The following is an 11,972-nucleotide window of genomic DNA, read 5'->3' as shown; positions in this document are numbered from 1 at the left end:
ATATTCTTAACGCGAATACACGCCTACGCTTACTCTATTTGTTCAGCGCGGAACTCCAGGGTGATATTCCCACTATCTCCTTATCCTGAGCTTACACCGTCCTCAGTTCGCTATATAAGGTTTGAAAAGGTACTTATCCCTATCTTCGTTTTTCTTAATAAATATGTTGTTTAAAATTATATGTAATAATGAGAAAAACGTCAAGCTTACACTGTTTCTTCTTTTTTCAACAGTTCATCTACTTCGTCTTCTAACTCAATTAGTTTATCCCAATCATCGTTGTTTAACATTTCAAGCTGTGTTTCTAATAACATACGGAAACGAGTTCGGAATACTTTCGCTTGTTTCTTTAACTCTTCAATATCAAAAGCAACTTTTCTTGATTTTACTAATGCTTCGTTAATAATACGATCAGCATTCTTTTCAGCTTCACGCACAATTAATTTCGCTTCTTTTTGCGCATTACGTTTTACTTCTTCCGCTGCTTCTTGCGCAACAACGATAGATTTGTTTAACGTATCTTCAATATTAGAGAAATGATCTAACTTCCCTTCTAACTGCGCAACTTTTTCTTCTAAAGCTTTTTTCTCACGAATGACCAATTCATAATCTTTGATAATTTGATCAAGAAACTCATTTACTTGATCTTCATCATAGCCACGGAATCCGCGACCAAATTCTTTGTTATGAATATCTAATGGTGTTAACGGCACAACGCCACCTCCAAGTAGTTATCTAAATTTCCTCTTTCAATTATATCTTTTCTTCGACAAAATAGGAGGATTTCCTTCTAAAAAACCAATCATTTTAGTATACCATACAAAATTCTCCATTTGTCGCGTTTTGTTCTACCTTCTACAGAAAATAATTTACTTCGGCCATATCCTCTAACAGAGAAAACGTCTCCTGGATAACATTCATAAGAAGTTTGTTCCACTATTTTCCAATTAACTTTTACTAAACCATTTTTAATGAAAGGTTGTACTTTCTGTCTAGATAAATGTAACATTTCAGCTAACATAACATCTAAACGAAGTGAAGAAACCGTTCCAGATTTCTCCCCCCACGTTTCATGTATCTGTAGAATTTGTTCTCCTTGTACTGCTGATAAGGAGACTTTTACTTTTCCTATTGCTTGTAAGTTCATCTCAATGTACGATACGATTTCTTTCGCAACTACAATTTGGGCACGATTTTCTTGCAGCAAAATATCACCACATTTTTCTCTCGTTAAACCAAGAGACATAAATGTACCTAATATTTGCCTATGTTCTAGCGTATAAAACTTGGAAGGATAGTCAATTTCTAATACTTCTACTTGAAATTCTTCTTCATTTAATTCTAGATAGTCTGGATAAATGAGTGCTCTTTTACGCTCTGCATTAGGCGTTGCACCACCAAATTGCACAGCAACATCTCCTTGTCCAATTACCATAGAAACAATTTGTTGCTGTCTTGGATCAAGGAAATCTGTTAATTTCACTTGATGGTACTCCGCCGTTCGCTTCCACTCTAGCACTTTATCTACAAAGACCTCTTCATCAGGCCTAAAATGTTCGTAAATGCTCATGTATTTAACCTCTTACTATAAGAAATAGCCGAACAAGCTGAACAAACCACTTTTAGCAAGTTTTAACGCAAAAATCGCAACGAGTGGAGAAATATCAATCATACCCAGCGGCGGAATAAATCTGCGGAATGGTTCTAAATACGGTTCACAAATTCGCGCCAAGAACTCTCCAAAAGATGATTCCTTTGCACCAGGAAACCATGATAGGAGAATGTAAATAATCAGTGCCCACGAGTAAATCTCGATAGCAGAACTTAACACCATTAAAACTGTTGTCATGGCGTATTACCACCTCTTTATATTTGTTTCTTCTTCTTCACCGAATAACTCTGAAATTGCACCAACAATATCAACATTTTCAGGTGTACACATAAATGTTTTCGGTCCTATTTTTTGAATGTCCCCGCCTATAGCGTATACAGTACCACTTAAAAAGTCAACGATACGTACCGCTTGATCAGTAGACATTCTCTGCAAATTAATTACAACAGCTCGTCTACCTTTTAGGTGGTCCGCAATCCCTTGCGCTTCCGAATATGTGCGTGGTTCTAATAAAACAACTTTTGAAGATTGTTTTGCTGTTTCAATACTCACAACATTTTGCTTCGGTTGCGCTTTCGGAAACGTAACATCTTGTTGTTCTGGTGGATCTTGCTGCTTTTTCATGTCTGTTTGCTCCTTTTCATAACCATATTGAGCTGCTTCTTTTTCTTCCGGTGTATCAAAAAAGAAGTATTTTACTTTTGACCAACTCATAATAAGATTCTCCTTCCTTTTACGCTTTTCCTACTAAAATCGTTCCCAAACGAATATATGTAGCCCCTTCTTCAATTGCAATCGTGTAATCGTTGGACATTCCCATTGATAATTCTTTACATGGCGCATGTAATAATTCTAGCTCCTGCACCTCTGTTTGTAGCATACGTAATTCCTTAAAACAGCGTCTGATTTCTTCCTCTTCTTCTGTAAATGGAGCCATCGTCATTAGTCCGACCACTTCAATTTTATCGAATTCTTGCAAACTTTGAATAAAAGAAACAACCTCTTCTATTGCCAATCCTTGCTTCGATTCTTCAGATGAGGTTTTCACTTGAATAAAGCATTTCACTTTCTTATCAGCACGTTTCTGAATTTCTTTCGCCAGGGAAAGACGATCTAACGAATGTAAATAATCAATTTCATTAATGATTTCTTTTACTTTTCTCGTTTGTAATGAGCCAATAAAGTGCCAATTAACTTTTGAACCGAAATGCTCGTATTTCTGTAAGAAACCTTCATTTCTATTTTCACCTAAATCGATAATTCCAGCTTCAATTACTTCGTTTGTTTTTTCAATCCCTACAGTTTTTGTCACTGCAACAAGTTTAATATCTTGCAACGAACGTCCAGCTCGAGCGCAAGATTCTTTAATAGCTTCGTTTACAATCACTAAATTTTCTTGTACTGTCACTTGCTTCCTTCCTCCTTAAAACCTATGAAACTCAACATTCTTCCTGTCTTACCTTGATCACGACGATGAGAGAAAAATAGTTGCTCTTCACAGCTTGTACAAAGAGATGACATTACAATATGCTCTTCTTTTATGCCTGCTTGTACACATAATATACGATTAATTTCTTTTAAATTAATTGCGTACTGCCCGTCAGAAATTTTTTGATGAGGAACAGCACCGCTAACTACTTCCTGTGCTGCTGTTAATACACGATCATCCACAACATAACAACAAGATCCGATCGACGGCCCAATTGCAACATGAATTTCATCACTTGAAATACCTTCTGCATTCCACTTTTGAATCATTTCCTTTGCAATCTCTTGTACAGTGCCTTTCCATCCAGCATGCGCAAGTCCTATCATACCATGTGATGGTGCATAAAAATAGAGCGGAACACAATCCGCGTAACAAGACGTTAACAGAACATCTTCATTACTCGTATAAATGCCATCTGTTTTTGAAATGCCGTCCTCATATGAATAGACGCCACTTCCTTTTTCCTGTTGCCCTACTTTTTCAACATGATGAGCATGAACTTGTTCAGAGCAAATCCAGTTTTCTAATGGTTTTTGTAACTTATTTGCTAAAATGCGTCTGTTTTCATGAACGTTCTCCACGATATCATTCACATGTAATCCTAAATTCATCGCATGAAAGGAGCCCGTACTTATCCCACCATCTTTTGTCGTAAATCCAGCAGTAATGTTTCCAAGTTCTTTCCACGCTTGTAAATACAGTATACCGTCCACATATTTAAATGGTTCTCTCATAATAAAGCGGCTCCTTTTAATTAAAATAACAGAAAAAAGCATGGTACTTCCTGTCTATTTTACCATACTTTTATTTTTTCATAATCCTAACAGAAAAAAAAGAGGAATTTGTAATATTCTTTATGAAATTGTCGGTGTTTGTATTGATTCTGTTACAGAATTAACAGGATTTACTCTTACAAGTATGACATCTTCCCCAATTTTCACAATTTCCTTCCAAGGAATTACAATCTCAACATCTTTTCCAAAAATACCTAGCATACGTGTCTGTTTGGAAATAATAACAGAACAAATTTTCCCTGTGTTCATATCAATTTCAATATCTCCAATATTCCCAATCCTTTTTCCATCTGAAATATTTATAACATCCTTCATCTGTAACTCTGAAATTCGTATCACCATTTTTATCCTCTCCCTTATATGACGAATTGGAAACTGTTTCTCATATTTACAGGAAGCCACCTATACGAAACACCATGCTAGTTTCATTATATGAACACTAATCCCCTACTATGAGCACAAACCATATTACATATAAAAAGGTCTCACCATAATTGGTGAGACCTTATCCTTGAATCGTTTTATTCATTTGTTTAATGGCTGACTTCTCTAAACGTGATACTTGCGCTTGGGAAATCCCAATTTCTTCTGCAACTTCCATCTGTGTCTTTCCTTGGAAGAAACGTTTTCTAATAATCATTTTCTCTCGATCATTTAAACGCTTCATTCCTTCTTTTAATGCTAATTCTTCAACCCACTGCTCGTCCTTTTGTTTTTCATCACTTAACTGATCCATAACAAAGATAGGATCTCCTCCATCATTATAAATCGGTTCAAATAATGAAACTGGGTCTTGAATCGCATCTAAAGCAAATACTATCTCTTCATGAGTTACTTCTAGCACTTTTGCAATATCCATTGCTGTTGGTTCTTTTGAATTTTCTGCAATCAACTTTTCTCTTACTTGCAAAGCTTTATACGCAATATCTCGCAATGAGCGCGATACGCGAATTGGATTATTATCACGCAAATATCTGCGTATTTCCCCAATAATCATCGGCACAGCATACGTTGAAAATTTTACATTTTGGCCTAAATCAAAATTATCAATTGATTTCATAAGTCCAATGCAACCAACTTGAAATAAATCGTCAACATATTCTCCTCTGTTATTAAATCTTTGGATGACGCTCAGTACAAGACGTAAGTTTCCATTCACTAATTTTTCTCTTGCGCTTATCTCTCCACTTTGCATTTCACGAAATAATTTACGCATCTCTTCATTTTTTAATACTGGAAGTTTAGCTGTATCAACACCGCAAATTTCTACTTTGTTTCTCGTCAAAGTGTTCCCTCCTATCGGGAGTTGCTGTACAGTGTAAAGTATTTCCTTTGAAGGGGATTTTATGCATATGGTTTTTTCACGATTTTTTATTTAAATTATCTTTCCTAATACAACTAAATAGAATAAGACCAGCCTACATAACGGCTGGTCTTATTCTTTCACACCATTTTATTAAATTCTTTTCGTAATCTTTTTATAATTCTTTTTTCTAAACGCGAAATGTATGACTGTGAAATCCCAAGCATATCCGCCACATCTTTTTGCGTCTTTTCCTCTCCTCCAGCAAGACCAAACCGAAGTTCCATAATTTGTTTTTCACGATCATTTAATTGGTGTAATGCTTTCATTAAAAGGTGACGATCTACAGTAGCTTCTAAATCTTTTGTAATAATATCATCATCTGTACCTAACACGTCAGACAACAACAGTTCATTCCCATCCCAATCAATGTTTAGCGGTTCATCAAAAGAAACTTCTGAACGATTTTTGTTATTTCGACGTAAATGCATTAAAATTTCATTTTCTATACAACGCGATGCATATGTTGCTAATTTTATTTTCTTTTCTGGATTAAATGTATTTACCGCTTTAATAAGGCCGATTGTTCCTATACTAATCAAATCTTCAATATTTATCCCTGTATTTTCAAACTTTCTTGCTATATATACAACGAGCCTTAAGTTACGTTCAATAAGTAATGACCTTGCTGCCTGATCTCCCTTTGGCAATTTATTCAAAAGAACTTCCTCTTCTTCTTTCGTTAACGGTGGTGGCAACGCTTCACTTCCACCAATATAATAAATTTCATCGGTCTTAATTCCTAATTTCAGCAATACTTTATACCAAAGGTATACTAAATAAAATTTTAATTTCATCATATTATCCCGCCTCTCATTATTAAGCGATCACCATTTTTTGTGAAATCAACATTTTTGGATGCACAATACATTGATACTCCCCATTTGTAGACAGTTGTTGTGTATTTAATCCAATTAATACTTTGTTTACAACAATAGAACTACCTTCATGATCAACTTGCACACTGTCAGGCTTAATTGCCCACAAAAATTGACTTTCTACTCCTACTGCACGGAAAGGAATTAAACGTAATTTTGTCGCCCAACCAGAATCATTTTCTGGTATTTGAGGAATTTCTGTTTTGGAATAAATTTGTTCTGTTAACCAAGATGGTAAGCAATGTTCTAATGATGAAACATGCATAATCATAACGGGTGTTTTTGTTAATGGATCGTAAAGTTGGTTCCCACTGTCAATAAGACCTGCCAGTTCTAGTTCTTCTTCGGCCAATTGAATTTTTACTTTCACAATTTGGTCATAGTGTATTTTCGTGACCTCTACGCTTTCAATACGCTTTTTAGAAAAATAATAAATTACCGGAAAGCCAAAAATAACAAATAACCAACTAATTGGATCGCCGTAAGAAATTGACTGAGATTGAACCAATCCATTTACCATTTCATTCGTTTGCAAAAAGAAATGAGTTCCAATTAATCCTCCGCCAACCATAAAGGTTACAAAGTAAAAAGTAAAAACAGTCTGTGCATAATTTCTAAATGTTGTAAACCCAAATGCTGTATACACAATAAGTAACGAGTACAGTAGTTTCATAATTGGATGTGTCATCATAGAAGCAAAAGGAGTAAAGGCAAAAATAACAATAGTTGAACCTATAAATGCCCCTAACACAAGCCTCCATCTTTTGATTTTCTTTTTTAACACGGTAGCTGTTAATAAAAGCAAAAGAAAATCAATGCAGGCGTTTAACAACCAAACAACGTCGGCGTAAACAACCAAACAATTCACCTCTTTTTTCAAGTTGAGACTAGTATAATGCATATCCAATAGGAAAGTGTGTCAATTTGCGGAGGTGTTTTTTTGTTATTTTGTGATTTCTAGACATAATCTGTCGGTAAAGAATAAAAGTACAAATTCATAGAATGATATACTCTTATTTTCACCAACAAAATATATTGAAATATACGAAATAAAAAAAGACCTGCTTAGCAGGTCTTTTCCATTTAAAAAACAAAAAAGGAGCATGAAAGCTCCTTTTTTTATCGTCTACGACGGTTACGTAAAAATGCTGGAATATCGATATCATCTGAATCTGAATGACGTTCATGTACAACTGGCTCTTCACGCTTCATTTCACGTTTTACTTCACGTTGTTTTGAAGGTTGAGCTACTGGTTGTTGCTGTTGTTGCGTGTGGTTCGCATTCGGACGAATAATTGGTTTTGGTGGTTGAGTTGCAATGCTATCATCAAAACCAGTTGCAATTACAGTTACAACGATATCATCTTTTAATCCTTCGTTAATAACAGAACCGAAGATCATATTTACTTCTGGATCTGAAGCTGAGGCTACGATATCTGCCGCTTCTTGTACTTCATATAAGCTTAAGTTAGCGCCACCCGTAATATTCATGATAACACCTTGAGCTCCATCAATAGATGTTTCTAGTAATGGACTAGAAATCGCTTTTTTCGCAGCTTCTGCAGCACGATTTTCCCCGTTACCAGAACCAATACCCATTAAAGCAGAACCTCTATTAGACATAATTGTCTTTACGTCTGCAAAGTCTAAATTAATTAAACCTGGCGTTGCAATTAAATCCGAAATACCTTGAACACCTTGACGTAATACGTTATCAGCTTCACGGAATGCTTCTAACATTGGCGTATTTTTATCAACGATCTCTAATAAGCGATCGTTTGGAATTACAATAAGAGTATCTACATTTTCTTTAAATGCTGCAATACCAGATGCTGCTTGCGTTGCACGTTTACGTCCTTCAAAAGTAAATGGACGTGTTACAACACCAACTGTTAAAGCACCTAATTCTTTTGCAACTTGAGCAACAACTGGAGCTGCACCAGTTCCAGTTCCACCGCCCATACCAGCAGTTACGAAGACCATATCCGCACCACGAAGTGCTTCTTGGATCTGTTCTTTACTTTCTTCTGCAGCTTTTTTCCCTACTTCAGGGTTTGCGCCTGCACCAAGTCCACGCGTTAATTTTCCACCAATTTGCATTTTTGTTTCAGCTTTTGATAGATTTAATGCTTGTGCATCAGTGTTCACAGCGATAAAGTCTACACCTTGTACACCGTGTTCAATCATACGGTTTACAGCATTGTTTCCGCCACCGCCGACACCGATAACTTTTATATTCGCTAATTGATCTTGAGTAGTATCAAACTCTAACATGTCGAAATCCCCCTAGAACCTCATTTTTCGTGTCCAATTTTAATCCCATAAATAACGGAATACACGTTTTACTTTTGACATCATACGGTCATCATTTTGATTATTATTGTTTTGATTACGAGTTTTTTGTTTCGCAGGTTGCTGTTGTACCGGCGTTGGTGCTGGTGCTGGTACTGTTTCAAAATGCTCTTGCTTTTCCTGCACATTTTTCCCACGTAATTTAGCTTTTTGATAAGAATGTTTAATTAATCCAACTCCGCTTGTATATTGGGGCTCACGCACACCAATATAATCAGGAGTTGCTACACGAACATTTTCATGTAAAATATCATATGCAAGATCAAGAACACCTGGCATAGAAGCAATTCCGCCAGTTAGTACATAACCAGAAGCCACTTGCTTTACTCCTAACTTACGCACTTCATCTTGAACAAACATTAAAATTTCCTCTACACGAGCCTCTATTATATCCGATAATTCCAACTGAGAATATTGTTCTGTTTGATCACTTCCCATAATAGGAACCGTAAACATCTCTTCTTCAGATGCTGTATCATAAAAAGCATGTCCATATTTCAACTTAATTTGATCTGCATTTTCTGTTGAAGTTTTCAACCCAATTGCAATATCCTTCGTTATATGGTCTCCACCTAATGGTAATACGCTCGTCGCTTGTAACTCTCCGTCTTTAAAAATAGATAAAGTTGTAGATCCTCCCCCCATATCAACAAGGGCTACTCCTCTATTTTTTTCATCTGAAGATATAGCAACTGTTGCAGCCGCTAAAGGTTGAAGACAAATATCAACAATTTCAAGACCTGCTTTTTCTACACAACGAAGTAGGTTATGTAGTAAAGTTCTCGAGCCTGTAATAAGTGTACCTTCCATTTCTAATCTTACACCGATCATCCCGCGTGGATCGTTAATCTCGTCAAGACCGTCTACGATGAACTGTCGAGGTACCACATCAATAAACTCACGTTCTGGAGCAATTGACACAACTTGTGCTGCATCTAGAACGCGTAAGACATCTTCATTCCCGATTTCACGATCTTCATTTGAAACAGCGACTACTCCGTGACAAGGAAGTAGCTGTACCTGGTTTGCATTGACACCTACTACAACTTGCTCAATATGGATTCCCACCATACGCTCAGCTTGTTCAATTGCTTTTTTAATTGATCGAACAGTCTCGTCTATATCAACTATCGATCCCTTCTTTAAACCATTTGATTTTACATTTCCAACACCAATAATGTTTAAGCTGTCATTAACCATTTCACCAATGATGACTTTAACATTGGATGTACCGATGTCAAGACTAACATATATTTCATTGCTGTTCATTCTTTGGCACCTCCTTCTTTATTTATACCATACAACTCAATATATGGAACAACAATCGCAACTTTACTATTTATAAGAAAAATATTCAACGTCTTTATACGTTTCCCTTTTTTAACCCTATATTTTTCTTATTTTTATTTAGCATTCAATTAAGAATATCGCAGTAAACTATGAATAACTGCTTATCTTGAAATAATTCTATTTCGAGTGTAAAGTTTACCGCCAAGTATAAGTCTACACTAAGATGTACTCATAGAAAAGTGAAACTTGTACCAATACTAGTATGAATCTAAGAATTTTTACATATTTTTCATCAAATGAACCATTCTTCTAAATTCGTATGCATATAATAGAACGTTTGTTTTGTTTTTTCTGCTATAAGCAACGAAAACTACCATTCTATTCTTTTTTTTCTTCCGCACCTAATTCTTTCGTATATGCACCTACTTCTAAATCAATTAATACCTTCTTACCTGGCTCAATTGTTTTTAAAATAAGCGGATAGGCTTCCATACGTTTTGCGAAATTTTGAATCGTAGTGCTCACTTCATAACCTTCATTCATATATAAAGTAAGATGATCTTCATTCGCATTCGTTGGAGAATAGCGAATCTCCGAAATAGATTTTAAAATAGCTGGTGTTAATTTTTCTAGTTCAGCGATTAACTCCTTCATTTTCTCTTCTTTAAAAGGTTCGAAAATCGGTGCTGCAACAGGAAGTTTTCCATTAGGTAGTACATCAAGTGTTTTTCCATTCTCTAATAACGGTTGTAATTTTCCCTCTTTATTTATATAACCAATCGTTAAATATTCTTCAATATGAACATCAATCTTGTTTGGAAAACGTTTTTTTACATTTACTGCTTTAATTTCTTTTCGCTTCGTTAAGTTTTCTTCAGCTTTATGTGCTGTCACTCGGAAATAGCTTGTATCATATGTCACGCCTGAATCCTTCATTACTTGCTCATCCGTCATATAATGATTTCCAAACACACTAATCTTTTTTATATTACTAAGCGGAGACCGAAAATAAATTAAAAAGAGCACTAATAAAAATAAAATTGATATGTATAAAATCAATCGATGATTAACATTTTTTTTGTTTTTTTTCTTTTGATTTTTCAATTTTGGTACACGATCTTGTAGTTTAATCACTTTACTATTATTCATGTACGATCCCCCTATGTAACATAAAGAACGGCATGTTCCTCATGCCGTTCTTATCTTCTTATTATAACATAAATGATAATGAGCGGAACGAATAACCGTTATCTTCCAATGATTTCTACTTCTGTGTGCATATCTACATCAAATTTATCCTTAATTGTATGTTTTATTAATTCAATTAAGGACAATACATCTTGCGCTGAAGCTCCCCCGGTATTAACAATAAAATTGCCATGCATTTGAGAAATTTGAGCTCCACCAATCCTATAACCACGAAGCCCTGCTTTTTCTACTAAATCGCCTGCAAAATGTGGGATTGGATTCCGAAATATACTTCCTGCACACGGGTGATTCCATGGTTGCGTTTCACGGCGGTAATCTTTATTATTTTGCATGCTACGTACAATTTCTTCACGTTTTCCCGCCTGTAATTGAAACTCCGCCTCTAAAACAATACCAGGCCGTTTCGTTTGCAATACAGATGCCCGATAAGAAAACTCCAGTTCTTTATTCGTTAACCAGTCAATTGTACCGTCTTCAAACAGAATGAGAGCCTTCGATAATACACTCGATATATCCGATTTATGTGCACCTGCATTCATATATACTGCACCACCGACACTTCCTGGAATGCCGCTTGCAAACTCCAATCCAGCTAACCCTTGACGACTAAGTAAAGTTGACAATTTAATAAGAGAATATCCACTACCAACTCTTACCTTATGTTTTTCGACCTCTAAGTGATCTAATCCTTCTCCTAAACGAATAACAACACCTTCTATGCCTCGATCAGATACAAGAAGGTTTGAACCGCGCCCAATTACAGTCCACTTCGTTTTGTATTGCTTTACTAACTGTAATGTTTTTTCAATACCGGCTACATGCTTAGGCACAATTAAAATATCCGCTGGTCCACCTATTTTCATAGTTGTATAACGCGCTAACGACTCGTTAACTAAAACACGACCAACGTCTGCTTCTATAAGCTCATTTACTAATTGTTCCATAGACAATCTCCCCCATATTAAGTCTCCTTATGACAATAATA

The 11,972-nt window shown here is 35.7% G+C and carries 14 protein-coding genes and 1 other annotated feature (1 of these 15 running past the window's edge); all 14 genes read right to left on the bottom strand.

The genetic code is table 11. From position 1 onward, the window contains the following. Window positions 1-155: a binding site (T-box leader), on the bottom strand; it reaches 68 nt to the left of the window's first position. 51 nt (window positions 156-206) lie between these two features. Continuing rightward, complete coding sequence (gene divIVA, locus ASE54_RS07000; RefSeq protein ID WP_001131611.1) at window positions 207-713, bottom strand: septum site-determining protein DivIVA; 507 nt, start codon at window positions 711-713, stop codon at window positions 207-209. Between the two features lie 89 nt (window positions 714-802). Next, window positions 803-1,570 carry an RNA-binding protein gene (locus ASE54_RS06995; RefSeq protein ID WP_000029712.1) on the bottom strand — a complete coding sequence of 256 codons (768 nt, stop codon included), beginning with the start codon at window positions 1,568-1,570 and terminating at the stop codon, window positions 803-805. 15 nt (window positions 1,571-1,585) lie between these two features. After that, entirely contained in the window at window positions 1,586-1,849 is a 264-nt protein-coding gene (locus tag ASE54_RS06990) for a YggT family protein (RefSeq protein WP_000214323.1), read from the bottom strand. A gap of 6 nt (window positions 1,850-1,855) precedes the next feature. Next, a complete protein-coding gene (locus tag ASE54_RS06985) occupies window positions 1,856-2,326 on the bottom strand; it encodes a cell division protein SepF (protein ID WP_000119129.1) in 471 nt (156 codons plus the stop codon). A 19-nt stretch (window positions 2,327-2,345) separates the two neighbouring features. After that, window positions 2,346-3,020 (bottom strand): YggS family pyridoxal phosphate-dependent enzyme, encoded by a 675-nt coding sequence (locus ASE54_RS06980; protein WP_000218005.1) that lies wholly within the window; start codon window positions 3,018-3,020, stop codon window positions 2,346-2,348. Then, the gene (gene pgeF, locus ASE54_RS06975) at window positions 3,017-3,835 is read right to left on the bottom strand and encodes a peptidoglycan editing factor PgeF (RefSeq protein WP_001209008.1); all 819 of its coding nucleotides are present in this window, start codon (window positions 3,833-3,835) and stop codon (window positions 3,017-3,019) included. Before pgeF ends, ASE54_RS06980 begins: the two co-directional genes overlap by 4 nt. Window positions 3,836-3,955: 120 nt before the next feature. Beyond that, window positions 3,956-4,237, bottom strand: coding sequence for a YlmC/YmxH family sporulation protein (locus tag ASE54_RS06970; RefSeq protein ID WP_000236745.1), 282 nt, complete (start codon window positions 4,235-4,237; stop codon window positions 3,956-3,958). Between the two features lie 163 nt (window positions 4,238-4,400). After that, the gene (sigG, locus tag ASE54_RS06965) at window positions 4,401-5,180 is read right to left on the bottom strand and encodes an RNA polymerase sporulation sigma factor SigG (RefSeq protein ID WP_000197755.1); all 780 of its coding nucleotides are present in this window, start codon (window positions 5,178-5,180) and stop codon (window positions 4,401-4,403) included. A gap of 158 nt (window positions 5,181-5,338) precedes the next feature. Beyond that, window positions 5,339-6,058 (bottom strand): RNA polymerase sporulation sigma factor SigE, encoded by a 720-nt coding sequence (sigE, locus tag ASE54_RS06960; RefSeq protein WP_000976948.1) that lies wholly within the window; start codon window positions 6,056-6,058, stop codon window positions 5,339-5,341. Between the two features lie 19 nt (window positions 6,059-6,077). Further along, a complete protein-coding gene (spoIIGA, locus tag ASE54_RS06955) occupies window positions 6,078-6,995 on the bottom strand; it encodes a sigma-E processing peptidase SpoIIGA (RefSeq protein ID WP_000261975.1) in 918 nt (305 codons plus the stop codon). A 260-nt stretch (window positions 6,996-7,255) separates the two neighbouring features. Beyond that, window positions 7,256-8,410 (bottom strand): cell division protein FtsZ, encoded by a 1,155-nt coding sequence (ftsZ, locus tag ASE54_RS06950; RefSeq protein ID WP_000888984.1) that lies wholly within the window; start codon window positions 8,408-8,410, stop codon window positions 7,256-7,258. Window positions 8,411-8,449: 39 nt separating this feature from the next. Further along, window positions 8,450-9,757: a cell division protein FtsA gene (gene ftsA / locus ASE54_RS06945; protein WP_001087559.1), complete on the bottom strand. Its 1,308-nt coding sequence runs from the start codon at window positions 9,755-9,757 to the stop codon at window positions 8,450-8,452. Window positions 9,758-10,156: 399 nt separating this feature from the next. Beyond that, window positions 10,157-10,927, bottom strand: coding sequence for a cell division protein DivIB (gene divIB / locus ASE54_RS06940; RefSeq protein ID WP_001065791.1), 771 nt, complete (start codon window positions 10,925-10,927; stop codon window positions 10,157-10,159). 98 nt (window positions 10,928-11,025) lie between these two features. Next, window positions 11,026-11,931, bottom strand: a complete 906-nt coding sequence (gene murB / locus ASE54_RS06935) for a UDP-N-acetylmuramate dehydrogenase (RefSeq protein WP_000437031.1) — start codon at window positions 11,929-11,931, stop codon at window positions 11,026-11,028. Between the last annotated feature and the right edge of the window lie 41 nt (window positions 11,932-11,972).

This window comes from Bacillus sp. Root131 (assembly GCF_001429475.1).
GTDB lineage: Bacteria > Bacillota > Bacilli > Bacillales > Bacillaceae_G > Bacillus_A > Bacillus_A thuringiensis_S.
This window is presented reverse-complemented; position numbering and strand designations above follow the sequence as displayed.

What these genes read in the sequence shown, in the direction of transcription:
- pgeF (WP_001209008.1), bottom strand. Translation starts at nt 3,835, where the DNA reads ATGAGAGAACCATTTAAATATGTGGACGGTATACTGTATTTACAAGCG.
- murB (WP_000437031.1), bottom strand. Translation starts at nt 11,931, where the DNA reads ATGGAACAATTAGTAAATGAGCTTATAGAAGCAGACGTTGGTCGTGTT.
- ASE54_RS06990 (WP_000214323.1), bottom strand. Translation starts at nt 1,849, where the DNA reads ATGACAACAGTTTTAATGGTGTTAAGTTCTGCTATCGAGATTTACTCG.
- divIB (WP_001065791.1), bottom strand. Translation starts at nt 10,927, where the DNA reads ATGAATAATAGTAAAGTGATTAAACTACAAGATCGTGTACCAAAATTG.
- ASE54_RS06985 (WP_000119129.1), bottom strand. Translation starts at nt 2,326, where the DNA reads ATGAGTTGGTCAAAAGTAAAATACTTCTTTTTTGATACACCGGAAGAA.
- sigE (WP_000976948.1), bottom strand. Translation starts at nt 6,058, where the DNA reads ATGATGAAATTAAAATTTTATTTAGTATACCTTTGGTATAAAGTATTG.
- ASE54_RS06995 (WP_000029712.1), bottom strand. Translation starts at nt 1,570, where the DNA reads ATGAGCATTTACGAACATTTTAGGCCTGATGAAGAGGTCTTTGTAGAT.
- ftsZ (WP_000888984.1), bottom strand. Translation starts at nt 8,410, where the DNA reads ATGTTAGAGTTTGATACTACTCAAGATCAATTAGCGAATATAAAAGTT.
- ftsA (WP_001087559.1), bottom strand. Translation starts at nt 9,757, where the DNA reads ATGAACAGCAATGAAATATATGTTAGTCTTGACATCGGTACATCCAAT.
- ASE54_RS06970 (WP_000236745.1), bottom strand. Translation starts at nt 4,237, where the DNA reads ATGGTGATACGAATTTCAGAGTTACAGATGAAGGATGTTATAAATATT.